We start from the raw sequence: 16,868 nt of genomic DNA, 5'->3' as shown, positions 1-16,868 counted from the left end.
AGCGCCTAAGCCCGCATCAGCGCATGACGCCAGCCTCAGCTTCATCCTGCGACACCTATTTGGGACTTTAATCGATGAAAACGCCGGTGGGTCCAGAAGTCGAAACACCTCAATGGCATAGCGCTGAAATAGACAGCGTTCTTTCGACCCTGAAAAGCGATCGCAAGACGGGACTTGGCGCGGATGAGGCTCAAGAGCGTCTCGCCCAATACGGCCCAAATCGGCTTCCCGAACCCAAGGCGCGCGGGCCTCTTGTCCGGTTTTTCTCTCAGTTTCACAGCCTGCTGATCTATGTCTTGCTGGCGGCGGCGGGCGTCACCGCCGTGCTGGGCCATTGGATTGACACCGGCGTGATCCTTGTCGTGGTGTGGGTCAACGCCGTGATCGGCTTCATCCAGGAGGGCAAGGCGGAGGCTGCCCTCGCGGCCATCAAGGACATGCTGGCGCCCAAGGCCAGCGTCCTGCGCGATGGACGCCGGATCACATTGCCCGGCGAAAATGTGGTTCCCGGCGACATCGTGCTGCTGGAACCGGGTGATCGCGTGGCAGCGGATCTGCGCCTCATCGAGACACGCGGCGGGTTGCGCGTTCAAGAAGCGGTGCTGACCGGGGAATCCGTGCCCGTGGACAAGTCACTTGATCCTGTGCCCGCGGCCGCGGCGCTGGGCGACCGGGGCTCGATGGCTTTCAGCGGCACGATGGTCGCCTCCGGCCAGGGGCGCGGCGTCGTCGTTGCAACCGGCGCGAACACAGAGCTGGGGCGCATCAGCCATCTGATCGGCGAAGTGCGCCGCGTTCAGACCCCACTCACGCGCCAGATGGCCGTATTCGCGCGCTGGCTGACAGCCTTCATCCTGGCGGTCAGCGCGGTGATCCTTGCTGCGGGCCTTATCTTCGGCGGCTATGGGTTCACCGAGCTGTTCATGGCGGTCGTTGGCCTGTCGGTGGCCGCGATCCCGGAAGGCCTGCCAGCGATCCTGACGGTGACACTGGCGATCGGCGTGCAAGGCATGGCGAGCGGCAACGCCATCGTGCGCCGCCTGCCCGCCATCGAAGCGCTGGGCTCGGTCTCGGTGATCTGTTCGGACAAGACCGGCACGCTCACGCGCAATGAAATGATGGTCGCATCGGTGGCGACGGCCGAACGCCTGTTCAACGTCTCAGGCGCCGGTTACGCGCCGCGCGGCGGCTTCCAACTGAATGGCGACGTCGCCATCGCTACGGATTATCCGCTGCTCGCGAAGCTGTCACGGGCGGCGTTGTTGTGCAGCGAAGCCGAACTGGAGCGGCGAGGCGAGGACTGGACGGTGGTCGGCGATCCCATGGAGGGCGCCCTTGTCACGCTTGCGTGCAAGGCCGGCCTCGACGCGGATGCGGAGCGGCGCAGCCACTCGCAGATCGATGCGATCCCCTTTGATGCGCAGCACCGCTTTATGGCCACGCTCCACCATGACCCTGAAGGTGCGGCCGCCATTTATGTAAAGGGCGCGCCAGAACGTCTTTTGGACATGTGCCAGAGCCAGGCGACGGAGGCCGGAGAGGCCGCGCCGCTTGATCAAGACTACTGGCGCGCTCAGGCTGACGCCATCGCCGCGCGCGGGCACCGGGTGCTGGCTATCGCCGTTAAAGCTGGCGAGCGTGATCAGACCGGGCTCGATTTTGCCGACGTGGATGGCGATCTCATGCTGGTGGGCCTGGTCGGCCTGATCGATCCGCCGCGCGAGGAGGCGGTGAACGCGGTCGCGCAGTGCCGCGACGCGGGCATTCGGGTGAAGATGATCACCGGCGATCACGCCGGCACGGCAGCGGCGATTGCGCGCGAGCTTGACTTGGAGAACACCAGTCGCGTCCTGCAAGGCGTCGATGTCGACGGTCTCGACGACGAGGCTTTGCGCAGACAGGTCCAAGAGATCGATGTGTTCGCCCGCATGAGCCCGGAGCACAAGCTGCGCCTGGTCAAAGCCCTGCAGGCCGAAGGCGAGGTGGTCGCTATGACGGGCGACGGGGTCAATGACGCCCCGGCCCTCAAATGCGCCGATATCGGCGTCGCCATGGGTTTGACCGGGTCGGAGGCGGCCAAGGAGGCCGCCGAGATCGTGCTCGCTGACGATAATTTCGCCACCATCGCTGCGGCCGTGAAAGCGGGCCGCACCGTCTACGACAACCTGAAAAAGGCGATCATTTTCCTCTTGCCGGTCAATGGCGGGGAGAGCCTCAGCCTGGTCGTGGCGCTCTTGCTGGGCCTGACGCTGCCGATCACGCCGTTACAAATTCTCTGGGTCAACATGGTCAGCTCGGTGGTCCTCGCCATGACCTTAGCCTTCGAACCCTCTGAACCCAATGTGATGCGTCGGCCGCCCCGGCCGCCAGGCGAACCGATCCTGTCGCGCTTCGTGCTCTGGCGGGTCGGCTTCGTCTCGGTACTCTTCTCAGCCGGTATTTTCGGGAAGTTCGCCCTGGCCCAAGCCCAGGGCGCCAGCATTGAAGAAGCCCGTACAATTGCGGTCAACACGCTGGTCGTGATGGAGATCTTCTACCTATTTTCCGTGCGCTATCTGCATGGGCCATCGATGACCTTGCGCGGCGTGGTGGGCACGCGGCCTGTGCTGATCGCGGTGGCTGCTGTCGCAGGGCTGCAGTTTCTCTTCACTTACGCCCCCTTCATGGAAACCTTTTTCGGCACCCGGCCCCTCAGCCTCTCGCAGGGCCTTCAAATCGTAGCCATTGGCCTTCTTGTGCTGATCATTCTGGAGCTTGAAAAGCGGTTGGTCCGCGCCGTCTTTCTGCCCCGCAGCCCGGATCCTTCACGCGCATGACCGACGCCATCACCGGATATCTTTTCTACGAAATCGCCGCCCTTCTGGTGCTCGCCGCAGGCGTGGGGTTTCTCGGCCTGATGCTGCGCCAACCGCTGATCGTCAGCTTCATCGCGGTGGGCATTCTGGCCGGGCCGTCCGTGCTCGGGATTGCACGCTCTGACGAACATATCGACCTTTTGGCCGAGCTTGGCATCGCCGTGCTGCTCTTCCTGGTCGGGCTGAAGCTAGATCTCAAGCTGGTCCGCACGCTGGGTCCGGTGGCGCTGACCACGGGGCTAGGCCAGGTCGCGTTCACCACCATTTTCGGCTTCCTGATCGGCCTGACGCTCGGGCTCGACACCATTACAAGCCTTTATGTGGCCATCGCACTGACCTTCTCCTCCACGATCATCATCGTGAAGCTGTTGTCCGACAAGCGCGAGATCGACTCTCTGCACGGACGCATCGCGCTCGGCTTTCTTATTGTCCAGGATCTGGTGGTCGTGCTCGCGATGATCGTGCTCTCCGCCGTCGGCGCGAGCGGCGGCGATGCGAACGCCTTTGGCGATGTGGCGCGCGTTTTCGGATATGGCGCGCTGATGCTGGTCGGAGTCGGCCTCTTCATTCGCTTCATCGCCGACCCGCTGGTCGAGCGTCTGTCGCGGGCGCCGGAATTATTGCTGTCTTTCGCGATCGGCTGGGCGGCGCTGCTGGCGGCGCTTGGCCATTATCTGGGGTTTGGCAAGGAGCTAGGCGGATTGCTCGCCGGCATCTCGCTCGCCTCGACCCCGTTTCGCGAAGCGATCGCCGCTCGGCTCGCCTCGCTGCGTGACTTTTTGCTGCTGTTCTTTTTCATCGCCCTCGGCGCGGCGCTGGATCTGTCCATGCTTGGCGCCAGCGTCGGTCCGGCGCTGGTCTTCTCCGTCTTCGTTCTGGTCGGCAATCCGCTGATCGTGCTCGCAATCATGGGCGTGATGGGCTACCGCAAACGCACGGGATTTCTCGCCGGGCTCACCGTCGCCCAGATAAGCGAATTCTCCCTCATTTTCATGGCGATGGGCGTCGCGCTGGGCCATGTGGCGGAACCCGCGCTCGGACTGGTCACCCTGGTCGGTCTGATCACCATTGCAGCCTCCACTTATATGATCACCTATTCCCATCAAATCTATGACCGGGTCGCCCCGCTGCTTGGCGTTTTCGAACGCAAGGATGTGCTGCGCGAGGAGACCGGCGGTGATCCGGCGCAGCGTTATGACGTCATCGTCTTCGGTTTGGGGCGCTATGGCCTGGCGATCGCTGAAGCGCTCAAAGCCACGGGAAAACGGGTGTTGGGGGTGGATTTCAATCCAGGCTCGGTGCGCTACGCCAGGGCGCGCGGCGTGGACGCGATCTTTGGCGACGCCACCGATCCCGAAGCCGTGGCGCACCTGCCGCTTGAGGGCGCTGAATGGGCCGTCTCATGCGTGCCCGAGCACGATACCGGCATCACCCACGCCGATGCCCGCCGCTCTCTGATCCGGCATCTACGCGATCTTGGCTTTGAGGGCCGCATCGCCGTTTCATCCCATGGCGACGGGCTGGCCGAGGCGCTCCGCGCTGCGGGCGCCGATCTTGTGCTGTTGCCTTATCGGGATGCGGCGATAGAAGCCGCCAACTTGGTGCTTGGGGCGCGCGCGTCCAGCACGGAATCACTAGAAGATCCGACCGGTCAGAAGGAGTTGAGCCCATGAGCGTAGAGCAAGCCCCCTTGGACGGCCCCGTTCTGGCGGTCTGCCGAGCTGACGGATTGGATGACGCGCTTTTGGAGCGCGCTGCGCACGCCGCCCGGAGCATGGACGCGCCGTTGATCGCGGTCGCCGTTGAACAGCCGCCAGCCGATATCAAGGCCATGGAGAAGGCCACGGGCCTAAGCCGCGAGGCCATTGCCGCCCGCCTCGAAGACGAGCTCAAACACCGCCTGAACGAGGCGTGTCAGCGCGTCTCTCTCGATTGGCCGGTTCGTGTCGTCACCCGCTTGGGCAAGCCGTTTCTGGAGATCATCCGCATCGCGATCAAAGAACAGGCCCGCCTGGTGCTGAAAACAGCTGAGGATTTAGCAGGGCCGCGAGGTGTCTTCTTTGCCAGCACCGACCAGCATCTTCTGCGCAAATGCCCCAGCCCTGTCTGGCTGATCCGCGAGGACGCCGATCAAAAGCCGCAAACGCTGCTCGCGGCGGTGGATGTCGACCCGCTGACCGCCGAACAACCCGAGACTGAGTCTGCGCTGAACATGCGCATCGTGGAGACCGCGGCGCGGATCGCGGCCCTGTCCGGCGCCAGGCTGCACATCCTGCATGTCTGGGAGGCGGCCGGCGAGGGCGTGGTGCGGATGTGGTCGAACGAGGCCGGCGGCGTTGATCATTACCTCGATGAAATCCGCGACCATCACAGCGCGGCTTTAGAGCGCTTCATGCTCGATGCGCGCCGACGCCTCGCCGATTTGGGTCTCAGCCAGGTTCAAATGAAAACCCGGCTGAAGCGCGGCGACCCGCGACAGATCATCCCTGAGGACGTTCAGGCGATGCAGGCCGACATGCTGGTCATGGGCACGATTGCCCGCACCGGGGTGCCAGGCTTCATCATCGGCAACACCGCAGAAGACGTACTCAACAGTGTTGAATGCTCCGTCGTCACCGTCAAACCGCCTGGCTATGTTAGCCCCGTGAAGTGAGTCACGCCGCCACGATGTTAGCGCTGAAATTCCTGAAGAAAGCGATGTAGCTGTATGGTTGGTCGGAGGAGGTGGTGACCGGTCGATTGCGTTCCTATCGTGAGGCTATGGGCGAGATCGGGAACGCCGCTCGTCAAGTCACCATCCGGTACGAGAACAAGCGAGACGAAAACTCTCACCTGCCGTTCCGAAGGTGTTCGCGGGCGATGGCTGGGTTCCGGCAGATGCGAAGTGTACAGCAGTTCGCCACCGCTCATGCCTCCGTCCGCACCCCCTTCAAACATGATCGATCCCTCGAACGCCGGCCCCGCTTCAAATCGCTCCGTGACGAAGCGCTCGCCGAGTGACGGCCGCTACTGGCCGCGTGAAGGCGAGCCTCGCGATCAGTCCGCGTTAGTCTGACAGCACCGCCAAAGGCTCCTCAAGTCTGCTCGCGCAGGCGTATGAAGGTCATGCGGGCTGTGACCAGAGCCTTAGCGTCATCGACGGTTCGGACTGATCCTTCGACCATCGCTTGCCGGTCAGTGCGACGTGTCACGCGAGCTTCGCAGATAATCTCAGTTTGTCTTGGAACCGGAGCGCGATAACTCAGCTCCGCCTTTCCGGTCACCCAGCGGCCTTCGGCCGTGGCGTTGGCGGCGAGTCCGCAGGTCTGGTCGAGCATGGCCGCGCTTTCTCCGCCATGCACGACGCCTGCGAGATTGCACCGGCTTGGCGCAGGGGCAAGCTCGAGCATTGCGTGGTCTTCTTCCAAAGTGGCGATCCGGGCTTGCAGTTTCGCCCAGAAGGTGTCGCGGTTGACAGCCTTGTTTAGCTCGGCGCGCATGGCGTCCAGGCGGATGTCCAGGCTCATAATGTCTCCGAAAACTGCCTTACAAGGTCGGCTCGCATCAACTTGCCCAGTCCATTGCGGGGGAGTGCGTCGAGCACATGGATGCGCTTGGGTGTCTTGACTGGGCCCAAACGTTCTCGAACGGCGGCGCGCAGCGCGTCGATATCGACGCGGCTCCCCTCAGGCACAGTGATGGCGGCCTCGACACGCTCGCCCCAGTCGAGGTCCTGAGCGCCAAAGACGCACGCTTCGTCCACCGCGCCGGTCGCAAGAAGTGCGGCTTCGACCTCTGAGGGAAAGACATTGAACCCGCCTGAGATGATAAGCTCGCTGGCCCGGCCGGTTATGAAGAGCCGGCCGTGTTTATCCATCCGACCCAGATCGCCGGTGTGTAGCCGTCCGTCTCGGATCGTTTCGGCGGTTTTTTCGGGGTCGCCGAGATAGCCGTCCATGATTAGAGGGCCAGCGAGTGTAACCTCTCCTGTTTCTCCAGGGGGCAGCGTTTCGCCGTCAGCGCCGAGTATCGACACAGTGCTCAATGGCGCCGGACGTCCCACGCTGGTTCTCAGTTCGGGCTGGGCAAGCTCGGCCTCGTCGATCGTTGCAATGGTCATCGGGGCTTCAGTTTGTCCATAGAGCCCGGCGATGCGCGGTCCCAGGATTTCCAGCACACGGGCGAGGGCGAGTTCGGGAAAGGGCGCCGCGCCATAGATCAGCCGACGCAGCGCTTTCAGGTCCGCACCGTTGTCATGGAGCGCTTCGGCGAGGCGCTGGATGGAGGTAGGCGCCGCGAAACCGGTGGTCACGCGCTCTTCGCTCATGATCCGGGCGAGTGTGGACGGGGATGCGCGATCCACCAGCACCAGTCGCGCGCCAGCGGCAAGGGCGGGCAGGATGAAGTGCGAAGAACCATGGGTGAGCGGCGCACTGGCGAGGACCACGTCTTCAGAGGCGAGCGGGAAGCGAGCGGCCATATTGATCCGGTTGGCCATCACCGAACGGCAGGACTGAACGACCGCCTTGGGCCGACCGGTTGAACCGCCCGTAAATTTGATCGCCATGGTCTGCGCGCCGCTCGCGTAAGTCTGGGGCAAGCGCGCCGTCTCGGCGTAGAGCGCCTCGAGCGCAAGGCTTGGCCCGGCGCCAGCCGCGTCCAAAAGCCGTGCTCCGGCCGGATCGGCGCAGATGAGGTCAGGTCGTACGAGCGACAAAGCGTGCGCTGTGGCGTCTGGCCCGTTCGACAGCCCGAGCGGAATCCAGACTCGTCCGGAAATCTGTACGCCCAGCCAGACGCACAGATGGTCGATCGAGTTGCCCGCCGCGATCGCGACACGGCCGCTTTTGGGCGTGCGCCGGTCGATTTCAGCTGCGGCGGAATGCGCGGCAGTCAGCAAGTGTCCGGCGCTAATCTCGGCGGACTTGCGCGCGTCTGAATCATAGCAGACGGCGGCGATGCGCGCTGGATTCCGGCCGAGCTGGTCTATGGCGTCGGCGGCGGGGGCGGTGTCGAGGTGTAAAGTCATCGCGTCAGCACCGTGACCAGGGTTGCGGCCTCCTCAACGCCGAGAAAGCCTCCGCCATTCTCGGCGACGGCGACGCGTGCGCCCTCGACCTGTAGCGCACCCGCCTCTCCGCGTAATTGCTCGACCAGTTCGCAAATCTGGACCACACCCGTGGCGCCGACCGGATGGCCTTTGGCGACGAGGCCGCCGGAAACATTGACAGGAATCCTCCCGCCGCGTGCGGTGGCGCCGGAGGCGGTGAACGGTCCGCCTTCGCCGCGAGGACACAGGCCCAGATTTTCAATTTGCAGCAGTTCAGCGAAGCTTGTGGCGTCGTGCACTTCGGCGAGATCGATCTCTTCTGGCCCGATTCCCGCCGCTTCATAGGCTTGGAGCGCGGCGCGCCGGCCCAGATGATTGTCGTAATCCTCAAGCGCTCGATCTGATGCGCTCGTCCAGCCGATCCCGGCGAGCGTGACGCCGCGCTGACCAGCCTCACGCGCCGGTCGCAGGACAAGCGCTGCGGCGCCATCAGAGATGGGCGCGCACATCAGTCGGGTCAGCGGCCAGACAACCGGCTTGTCGGCAAGCACCTGAGCCGGGCTGGTCTCACCCCCGTACTGGGCGCGCGGATTGCGCGTCGCATGGGTGTGGTTCTTTGCGGCGGCGTAGGCGATCTGCTCAGGCGTCGTGCCATAGCGCTCCATATGAGCACGCGCCAGCCCGGCGTAAATATCCATGAAAAAGCTGCGACGGGTCGCAGGCGCATAACCCTCTGGAAGGAGCGCTGCGCCGCAGGCGGCCATGCGCGCGGCGGTTTCCTCTATACGCTCCACATCGGTTCCGCCGCGAAACGCCTTCATGACCAGATCGTCGCGGTCGCGATAGATCATTTTCTCTGCGCCAACGACAAGAACGGTCTGCGCGCGGCCTGCCCGGATCATGTCCGCGCCCATCGCCACAGCAGAGGCGCCTGAAGCGCACGCATTCTCTACATTGAGGATCGGGATGGTATCGAGCCCAAGCGGGGCGAGAGCAATTTGCCCCCTGACAGCATTTTGTCCCTCAAGGATGGGCTGACGCGTGTTTGAGAACAGCGCCGCCTCGATCTGACCGGTCGCAAGCTCTGCATCGGCCAGCGCCGCCGTGACCGCTTCGCGCACCAGGTCCTTGATTGACCGGGCTTCATGCTTGCCAAGCGCCGTCATGCCCACGCCCGCCACTGCGATCTTCATGTCATCTCCCGATCTGGTTAAGCGCGGAGTTGCTCTTGCGCTAGTAACTTTGATAACGATACTCTATTGGCTTACAAGTGCAAACGCCGTGACTTGCGGCGCGATCAGCCTGACCGGAGAGCCCTTAAATGACCGCAATCGCCCCGCAGACGCGCTCGGATCGTCGCAAGGTCCTCGAGGCCGCTCTGGAGGCCGTCCGTCTTCGAGACCAGTTCAGCCCCTTCAAGGAAAGCCCGTCGAAAAAGTTACATGGCGAGGCGGCGCCGCGACTGGGCGAGGAGCGGTTTCAGGCGCGGCTTGGAAAACCCTTTGAACTTGAGCAGCCCGGCGAGATCAGCCGGGTCGGCGAGGCGGAGATATCGCCGTATACGCGCAAGCCGCTGGGCATTGACTATCCGCGCTGTGATCCTGACGCGCTGATCAAGGCGGCGCGCACCGCGATGGGGAGCTGGGCCGCAACGAGCCCGGATACACGTGCGGACGTGCTGATTGAGATGCTCTTCGAGCTCGAGAAGGATACGTTCGAGACCGCACACGCCACCATGCACACAGCCGGGCAAGGGTTCGTCATGGCGTTCTCGGGGTCAGGCGCCAACGCGCTTGATCGCGGGCTCGAGGCGCTGGTCTATGGCTATAAGGCCCAGATGGACGTGCCTGATACGGCGCGTTGGACCAAGCGCTTCCTGGATCCGGAGCCGGTGACGCTGGACAAACGCTATCACCGTGTCCCGCTGGGCCCCGCCGCCATTGTGTGCTGCGCCACTTTTCCCTTGTGGAACGCCTATCCGGCCCTGACGGCCAATCTGATGACCGGCAATGCGGCGATCCTGAAACCCCACCCCAGCTCCATCCTGCCCACGGCAATGGCGGTTGTGACCTGCCGCCGGGTTCTGGAACGCGCAGGCTTTGACCCCAATCTTGTCCTGCTCGCCACAGACAGTCCCGACGCCCCTGTGACCAAAGAGCTGATCTCGCATCCCGACTGCCGGATCATCGACTATACCGGCTCGCAACGCTTCGGGACCTGGATCGAACAGAATGCCGGGGACCGTCTGGTCTTCACCGAGACGGCAGGCTGCAATTCGGTGGTGTTTCACTCTGCGCAGGATTTCGAGAAAGCCGCAGGCGCAGTGGTGCGGGCCATGAGTTCTTTCTCAAGCCAGATGTGCACCGCCCCGCAGAACTATTTCCTGCCCCGCTCGGGCGTGCGCTCCGGCGATCGGGTTATCCCCTATGAGGAGGCGGTGCAGATCCTGGTTTCGGCCATTGATCGAATTGCCGGCGACAATGCTACGGGCTCGGCTGTGTGCGCTACGGTTCAGGCCGAGAGTACGCTTGGCAATGTTGAGGCGATGACCGCACGCGGAGAGCGTGAGGGGCGGATTCTGCGCCAGGCCTCGCCGGTCGCCAATCCTGATTTCCCCGATGCACGGACGTGCAGCCCGGTCCTTATCGAAACTGAAGCCGATAATGAGGACTTTTATGGCGAGGAGCGGTTTGGCCCGATCGGCTTCGTTATTCCGGTTGAGACAGCCGAAGAGGGGGTGGAGCGCGCCACCCGCCAGGCCCGGAGCCGCGGGGCGATCTCGTCTTATCTTTACTCGATCGACGAGGACTTCATCGAGAAGGCTCTGCCCGCTTACATCGCGGCCGGCGCCTCGGTCAGCGTGAATATTGATGGCGGCATGCCGGTCAATTTCATGGCGGCCTATTCGGACTATCACGTCACCGGGCTGAACCCGGCTGGAAACGCCAGCCTGACCGATCTCGCCTTCGTCGCGCCGCGCTTCCGCGTTGTGCAAACCCGCCGCAAAACGATGTGAGTTAGGCTCTCGAGTCGGTTTCTTTATAAAAGTCTCCTTGAGTCAGTTTGTTTAATGAAGTTATCATTCTTCCCGCATGTGCCGCCGGACACAGAAAAACAGGCGGGTCAGCAGGGGAGGAGACATTATGGCTTATCGCAGCAACGCTCTGGTGGGCGCGTCCGCGCTCGTTCTCTCGCTCTTGGCGGGAGATATCGCTCTGGCGCAGGCCGAGAGTTCAGACATCATAACCATCACGGCCCAGCGCCGGGCCCAGTCCATCCAGGACGTGCCGATTGCGGTCAGCGCGTTCGACGAGGAGGCGCTGCGCGGCAGCGCGATTGAGGGGATTGGAGGGATCGCAGACCGCACGCCCGGCTTCACCATGAGTGAATTCAATATCGGCGAACCCCAGCTCTATATCCGCGGCGTGGGCTCGACGTCAGACAGCGCGGCGGGCGACCCTTCGGTGGCGGTCTCCATCGATGAAGTCTATATCGGACGCGCCGGAGGCGGGGCGATCAGCTTCTTTGATCTGGAGCGAGTTGAAGTGCTCCGCGGGCCGCAAGGCACGCTCTATGGCCGGAACGCCGCGGGGGGTGCCGTTAACATCATTACCGCCAAGCCCGACGGCGACGATCCGTTCGCCGAAGTGACTGTTGGTTATGGCGAGTACGAAGACATCCAGCTCACAGGGGTGGTCAACGGCCCCATTGACGAGAATGTGGCCGGGCGCATCGCGCTGCTTTACCACGAACATTCTGGTTATGCAGAGAACGCCGTGACCGGCCAGGACCTGCAAGGCGCCAAGACGATCGGGGGGCGCGGCGCGATCAGCTTTGAGAACGGCGCTGTCAGCGGGCTCTTCCAGATCGACGCTTCCCGCGATGAGACAGATGGTCAGGCGCGCATTCCTGTCCCCGGACCCAACACCGCGCCGCCGCTCGTGGCCCTGATCGGCGCCTTGCGCAGCGGTCTGGACGAACGCGAGAGCTTTTCCAGTCCGAACACCTTCCAGGAGCGCAATACTTACGGCGCCCAGGCGCGCTTCGATGTCGAGCGTGACGCCTTCACGTTCACCTCCCTGTCGAGCTGGCGGGCGACAGATTTTTCCTGGTTTGACGATCTCGGCGGTCTGCCGACTCCGCCTTATGTGCTGCTGGTCGAAGACCGGGCCGATGAGGATTCAGATCAGTTCACCCAAGAGTTCCGCTTTACATCGAATACGGAGTATGGCGTGTCATGGGTGGCGGGGCTGTTCCTCTTCCACGAGGATGTGAACCGCTCTGAGAACTTTGTCGTGGACGCTCTGCCGCCCTTCCCGTCTTTCGTGGGCGGGGACGTGACCTTCACACAGAACGCCACCAATCAGAGTGTTGCGGGCTTCGCCCAGATGACCTGGCCGGTGACCGACACCTTCAATCTGACGGGCGGTGTGCGCTTGACCTGGGATTCAAAGGACATCTTCGCGCGGGGCATTGATAACGACACGCCAGGCGGACCCTTTCCGGGCATTCCGCTCGGACCGCCCCCGCTGGGTGTGGCCTTTCCAGGCGGCGTTTCCGGTGAAGAGAGCTGGACCGAGCCGACCTGGCGTCTGGCCGCGGACTGGCGTCCGAATGACAACATACTCGCCTATGCCAGCTATGACCGGGGCTACAAGTCAGGTCTGTATCCCAGCCAGGCCCAGAATGCGGCTCAGGCGAGCACAGCGCTCGATCCGGAGATTCTCGATAATTTCGAGATCGGGTTGAAGACCAACTGGAATAATGGCCGGCTTATCCTGAATGGCTCCGCCTTCTTCACCGATTACCAGGATCTGCAGGTCTACGAGCTGCTTGGCTTGGCGCTGGTGACTTCAAATGCGGATGCCGAAATCTTCGGGGTCGAGCTGGAGGCTCAGGCGCGCCTGACCGATAACTTTATGGTCGGGGGCACTTATGCGTATCTGGATGCGGAATACGTGTCCGACGCCCAGTCCGCGATTGGCGTTCTGCCTTATAACGGCAATCAGCTCACCCGGGCTCCGGAGAACAAGTACACGGTGTTCGCCCAGATTGACGCGCCTGTGGGGCCGGGCTATGCACGTCTGCGTACGGACTATCAGTATACGGGTGATTACTTCTTCGACCCGTCGAACAATCCGGAAGTCCTTGTGGAATCGTATTCCAGCGTCGATGCACGGCTGTCCTGGCAGCCCTATGACGAGCGGTGGGAAATTGCGCTTTGGGGCAAAAATCTCGGGGATGAGACCTACCCGCTTCATATCATCAAGAACAATGGGATCGGCTTTAATGTCTATGCGCCGCCGCGGACATGGGGGGCGAGCCTGCGGGTCCGCTTCGGAGGCTGACGCTAGAGCCATATAGGGGGGAGGCGGGCGCGGGCTGGGATCAGTTCGCGCCCGTTTCGTTTCGCCTTAGCCGCTTGCGGCCCGGCTGCGTTTGGCATGGGTGAGCGCGGGCGCGGCTCTGACGTTCCGAGGATCAATGACCTCACCGGTTAAAGCATCTGTCAGCCGGGGCAGGACTGGCGTGCCGGTCTGACGGTCAACCAGGATCACCGGGGCTGTATCTTCCGGGCATAGCCAGCGCTGCCCCCAGGCGAAGAAGGCGAGCACTACTGGATAGAGCGCCAGGCCGCGTTCGGTCAGCACATACTCAAATCGCTCGGGCCGGGAACGATAGCGCCGTTTCTCCAAAATGCCGTGGGCGACCATGGCGTTCAGCCTGTCGGCCAGGACGCTGGTGGAAATGTCGAGCGTGGACAGAAAATCATCATAGCGCCGGATGCGGTAGAAAGCGGCGGCCAGGACGAGATTGGTCCAATAGTCTCCAAAGAGCTCTATGCCCAGCTCGATCGGTCCGGACGCGCCGCGCTGGGCGGGCTGAACGCGGCGACGGCGCATCGTCTTCATGCGGGGGGCGAAGTCAGGAGTCGGCCCAGGCGCCGGCATGACATCATAAGGCGAGAGCGCCCGGGTCGGGTCAGCGCCGGACATGACGGGGCGGACTTCCGTTCCGTCGGAGCGGCGCAAAAAGCGCACGGCGCGCGACGGATCGGCGCGCGGTGACCAGTCTTGCTCCCACATGGTCAGCATGACCGCCACGCCGAACAGGTCTCGGCCCATCTCCGTCAGCAGGTATTCGTGACGCTCCGGCCGGGTCTGGTAAAGCCTGGCTTCGAGCAGGCCGGCCTCGGTCATGATCTTCAGACGGCGCGCCAGCACAGAACGCGCAATGGTGAGCCGTGAGAGCCAATCTTCAAATTGGCGCGCGCCGCGGAAGGCCTCGCGCAGAATGAGCATGGTCCAGGCTTCTCCGACCCCGTCGATAGCGTGCGAGACCGGATTGTTCTGGATCATCCTTTTCAGTGTTGCTGGCATAACAGGGAATAGAGCCGATCAAGTCGGGGCCGACAAGTGGCGGTTTGCGCCTCTTGTCAGCAAGGATTCCAGTCTGTAGAGTAAGTTTCGCTAACAAAGTGACACTTGACCGGGCTCAATCGGGACCGGCTTCGGAGAGACTGATGACGCGGCTATCTGAAACGCTCACGCGCAATCTGCGCCTGCCTGCGGTGTGCGCGCCGATGTTCCTGGTGTCCGGGCCGTCGCTGGTCATCAATGCCTGCAAAGCGGGTATGATCGGCGCCTTTCCCGGGCCCAATTGCCGCACGATTGAAGCGCTCGACGCCTGGATGGGCGAGATTACCGGCGCACTGGGCCCGGACGATGCGGCCTGGGCGTTCAACATGATCACCCATTCCAGTTATCCGCGCTTCGAGGCGGAGCTGGAGCTTGTGAAAACCTATCGCCCGCCGCTCGTGATCACCGCCTTGGGCGGTCCTCAGCGCGTTATCGAAGCCGTCCACAGTTATGGCGGCCAGGTCTTCGCCGACGTCAATTCCGTCGCGTTTGCGCGCAAGGCGGCGCTGGCGGGTGCGGACGGGCTTGTTTTGGTCTCGTCGGGCGCGGGCGGTCATACAGGATTTCTTGCCGCCAATGCCTTTGTTGAAGCGGTTCGAGGTTTTTTTGACGGCCCGATCGCGGTTGGCGGAGCCATTTCCACGGGCCGGGGCGTTGCTTCGGTTGAGGCGCTGGGCGCTGACCTTGCGTATATGGGCACCGCTTTCATCCCCGCCGAGGAGAGCCTGGCGGCAGACGATTACAAGGCGATGGTGGTTGCTGCCGACGCAACCGATCTCGTGGTTTCTGATTGCATGACCGGCGTGCCGGCAAGCTGGCTGAAAGACAGTCTGCGCCGCGCCGGGCTCGATCCTGACGACCTGCCCAAGAAAGGCCGCGTTCAATTCGACGATCCATCCAAAGTCCTGAAAGGCTGGAAGGATGTGTGGTCGGCGGGACAAGGGGTCGGGGCGGTCAACGCCATCGAGCCGGTTGCAGACATTATCGCGCGCCTTGCACGCGAATACGCCGCGGACGTCACTGCGTTCAGCGGTCCCTATCAAGACAGGAGACAAGCTTATGAACGCCCCACGCCTTAGCGATCCTCTGCGTCTGGAGCGTGACGCTCCCTCTTGGCTCTCCGGTGTTGAAAATCCTTATTTGCGAGGTCTCTACGCCCCCGTAAAGGCTGAGACGACGGCCGAGGATCTGGAGGTGATCGGCGAGATCCCGGCCGATTTGTGCGGCGCCTATATGCGCAACGGTCCCAATCAGGTCTATCCGCCCGCGTCCAAGCACCACTGGTTTGACGGTGACGGCATGGTGCATACCGTCGCGTTCAAGGACGGTCAGGCGAGTTATCGCTCTCGCTTTGTCAAAACAGACCATTTCAAGCTCAACGCTGAAGCCGGGCGCGAGCAATGGCCCGGTTATATGGGACATCCGAACCCGGAATCGCCTCCCGGCGCGGGGTCGGACGGCTGGCTGAAGGACAGCGCGAACACCGATCTGATCGTCCATAATGGTGAGGTGCTCGCCTTGTGGTATCAGGCGGGCGTCCCCGTGCGCATCGACCCGGCCACGGGCGATACGCTTGGACCACAGACTTTCGGCGGTCAGCTCCAGCGTCAGGTTTCGGCTCACGCCAAGACCGACCCGGTCACGGGGGAGATGTTCTTTTTCGACTACAACACTAAACCGCCCTACATGACCTATCACGTGGTCAGTCCCGATGGCCGGATGAGCACGGTCGAGATCGATGTGCCGGGCCCGCGCCTGCCCCATGACATGGCGCTCTCAAAAAATTACGCGATTTTGCATGACCTGCCGCTGTTCTGGGATCCTGAACTGCTCAAAACGCGCGGGCTGCACAAGGTGACATTTTACGAGGACATCCCTTCCCGCTTCGCCGTGATCCCGCGCTATGGATCTGCTGACGATGTGCGCTGGTTCGAGGCCGAACCGGGATACATCTATCACGTCACCAACGCGTATGAGGATGGCGACTGGTTGATCATGGAAGGGTGCCGGGTCACCGATCCGTGTCCGGAGAGTCAGCCGGGTCGTGGCGCGTATGCGCGCATGATGGCCTTCTTGCTGCTCAAGGCGCGGTTTCATCGCTGGAAGTTCAATCTGAAGACCGGCGAGACCAAAGAAGAATGGCTCGACGACCGCAACGCGGAATTCCCGACGATCAATATGGACGTCCAGGGCGTGCCTTCGCGTTATTCCTACCATGTTTCGATCCCGACCGATCGAGAGACCATGGTGTTTGACGGTCTGATCAAATACGACACCCGCACCGGGCGCTCGCAGAGCTTGCGCTTTGAGGAGGGCTGGTACGGTTCGGAGAGTCCGTTCGCCCCGCGCCTGAATGGAACGGGCGAGGAGGATGACGGATATCTCGTCAGCTTCGTGTCTAACGAAGCCGAGGGCCGCTCGGAAATTCATGTGATCGACGCCGCAGATATTGAGGCTGGGCCCATCGCCCGGGTCAAGCTGCCCGCACGTGTGCCCGCGGGGTTCCACTCCACCTGGGTGCCGGGGGCGGAGATGGGCTGGGTCTGACGACGGCCTGCCAAGACG

At 62.8% G+C, this 16,868-nt stretch carries 12 protein-coding genes; 8 read left to right on the top strand and 4 right to left on the bottom strand.

The window, feature by feature from the left end; genetic code table 11:
- Positions 1-74: 74 nt before the first annotated feature.
- From ACP154_RS04425 to ACP154_RS04410, 4 genes are all read left to right on the top strand, one after another.
- Positions 75-2,816 (top strand): HAD-IC family P-type ATPase, encoded by a 2,742-nt coding sequence (locus ACP154_RS04425; RefSeq protein WP_421856263.1) that lies wholly within the window; start codon positions 75-77, stop codon positions 2,814-2,816.
- On the top strand, positions 2,813-4,528 hold the full coding sequence (locus tag ACP154_RS04420; protein WP_421856266.1) for a cation:proton antiporter: 1,716 nt from the start codon (positions 2,813-2,815) through the stop codon (positions 4,526-4,528). The genes ACP154_RS04425 and ACP154_RS04420 overlap by 4 nt, the downstream gene beginning before the upstream one ends.
- Positions 4,525-5,508 (top strand): universal stress protein, encoded by a 984-nt coding sequence (locus tag ACP154_RS04415; RefSeq protein ID WP_421856270.1) that lies wholly within the window; start codon positions 4,525-4,527, stop codon positions 5,506-5,508. Before ACP154_RS04420 ends, ACP154_RS04415 begins: the two co-directional genes overlap by 4 nt.
- Positions 5,509-5,579: 71 nt before the next feature.
- On the top strand, positions 5,580-5,855 hold the full coding sequence (locus ACP154_RS04410; protein WP_424993768.1) for a DDE-type integrase/transposase/recombinase: 276 nt from the start codon (positions 5,580-5,582) through the stop codon (positions 5,853-5,855).
- A gap of 74 nt (positions 5,856-5,929) precedes the next feature.
- Here ACP154_RS04410 and ACP154_RS04405 read toward each other — a convergent pair whose 3' ends face one another.
- From ACP154_RS04405 to ACP154_RS04395, 3 genes are read right to left on the bottom strand one after another with little or no spacing between them, the layout of a single operon-like run.
- A complete protein-coding gene (locus tag ACP154_RS04405; protein WP_421856276.1) occupies positions 5,930-6,361 on the bottom strand; it encodes a PaaI family thioesterase in 432 nt (143 codons plus the stop codon).
- Complete coding sequence (locus ACP154_RS04400; RefSeq protein ID WP_421856279.1) at positions 6,358-7,863, bottom strand: class I adenylate-forming enzyme family protein; 1,506 nt, start codon at positions 7,861-7,863, stop codon at positions 6,358-6,360. Before ACP154_RS04400 ends, ACP154_RS04405 begins: the two co-directional genes overlap by 4 nt.
- Positions 7,860-9,077 carry a thiolase family protein gene (locus ACP154_RS04395; RefSeq protein WP_421856282.1) on the bottom strand — a complete coding sequence of 406 codons (1,218 nt, stop codon included), beginning with the start codon at positions 9,075-9,077 and terminating at the stop codon, positions 7,860-7,862. The genes ACP154_RS04400 and ACP154_RS04395 overlap by 4 nt, the downstream gene beginning before the upstream one ends.
- Positions 9,078-9,205: 128 nt before the next feature.
- Between ACP154_RS04395 and ACP154_RS04390 the strand changes: the two genes are divergently transcribed.
- Together ACP154_RS04390 and ACP154_RS04385 are read left to right on the top strand one after the other, a co-directional pair.
- The gene (locus ACP154_RS04390; RefSeq protein ID WP_421856285.1) at positions 9,206-10,900 is read left to right on the top strand and encodes an aldehyde dehydrogenase family protein; all 1,695 of its coding nucleotides are present in this window, start codon (positions 9,206-9,208) and stop codon (positions 10,898-10,900) included.
- 127 nt (positions 10,901-11,027) lie between these two features.
- The gene (locus ACP154_RS04385) at positions 11,028-13,232 is read left to right on the top strand and encodes a TonB-dependent receptor (protein ID WP_421856288.1); all 2,205 of its coding nucleotides are present in this window, start codon (positions 11,028-11,030) and stop codon (positions 13,230-13,232) included.
- Positions 13,233-13,298: 66 nt separating this feature from the next.
- Here the strand turns inward: ACP154_RS04385 and ACP154_RS04380 are convergent, their stop codons facing one another.
- Positions 13,299-14,243 carry a winged helix-turn-helix transcriptional regulator gene (locus tag ACP154_RS04380; RefSeq protein WP_421856291.1) on the bottom strand — a complete coding sequence of 315 codons (945 nt, stop codon included), beginning with the start codon at positions 14,241-14,243 and terminating at the stop codon, positions 13,299-13,301.
- 164 nt (positions 14,244-14,407) lie between these two features.
- Between ACP154_RS04380 and ACP154_RS04375 the strand changes: the two genes are divergently transcribed.
- Positions 14,408-15,382, top strand: a complete 975-nt coding sequence (locus tag ACP154_RS04375) for an NAD(P)H-dependent flavin oxidoreductase (RefSeq protein ID WP_421856294.1) — start codon at positions 14,408-14,410, stop codon at positions 15,380-15,382.
- Complete coding sequence (locus ACP154_RS04370) at positions 15,363-16,850, top strand: carotenoid oxygenase family protein (RefSeq protein WP_107711807.1); 1,488 nt, start codon at positions 15,363-15,365, stop codon at positions 16,848-16,850. Before ACP154_RS04375 ends, ACP154_RS04370 begins: the two co-directional genes overlap by 20 nt.
- Positions 16,851-16,868 lie beyond the last annotated feature (18 nt).

It is taken from the genome of Oceanicaulis sp. (genome assembly GCF_965249665.1).
GTDB lineage: Bacteria > Pseudomonadota > Alphaproteobacteria > Caulobacterales > Maricaulaceae > Oceanicaulis.
This window is presented reverse-complemented; position numbering and strand designations above follow the sequence as displayed.

Excerpts from the sequence above, each read along its gene's own strand:
- ACP154_RS04390 (WP_421856285.1), top strand. The coding sequence starts at position 9,206 with ATGACCGCAATCGCCCCGCAGACGCGCTCGGATCGTCGCAAGGTCCTC.
- ACP154_RS04415 (WP_421856270.1), top strand. The coding sequence starts at position 4,525 with ATGAGCGTAGAGCAAGCCCCCTTGGACGGCCCCGTTCTGGCGGTCTGC.
- ACP154_RS04420 (WP_421856266.1), top strand. The coding sequence starts at position 2,813 with ATGACCGACGCCATCACCGGATATCTTTTCTACGAAATCGCCGCCCTT.
- ACP154_RS04400 (WP_421856279.1), bottom strand. The coding sequence starts at position 7,863 with ATGACTTTACACCTCGACACCGCCCCCGCCGCCGACGCCATAGACCAG.
- ACP154_RS04405 (WP_421856276.1), bottom strand. The coding sequence starts at position 6,361 with ATGAGCCTGGACATCCGCCTGGACGCCATGCGCGCCGAGCTAAACAAG.
- ACP154_RS04385 (WP_421856288.1), top strand. The coding sequence starts at position 11,028 with ATGGCTTATCGCAGCAACGCTCTGGTGGGCGCGTCCGCGCTCGTTCTC.
- ACP154_RS04380 (WP_421856291.1), bottom strand. The coding sequence starts at position 14,243 with ATGATCCAGAACAATCCGGTCTCGCACGCTATCGACGGGGTCGGAGAA.
- ACP154_RS04425 (WP_421856263.1), top strand. The coding sequence starts at position 75 with ATGAAAACGCCGGTGGGTCCAGAAGTCGAAACACCTCAATGGCATAGC.
- ACP154_RS04375 (WP_421856294.1), top strand. The coding sequence starts at position 14,408 with ATGACGCGGCTATCTGAAACGCTCACGCGCAATCTGCGCCTGCCTGCG.
- ACP154_RS04395 (WP_421856282.1), bottom strand. The coding sequence starts at position 9,077 with ATGAAGATCGCAGTGGCGGGCGTGGGCATGACGGCGCTTGGCAAGCAT.
- ACP154_RS04370 (WP_107711807.1), top strand. The coding sequence starts at position 15,363 with ATGAACGCCCCACGCCTTAGCGATCCTCTGCGTCTGGAGCGTGACGCT.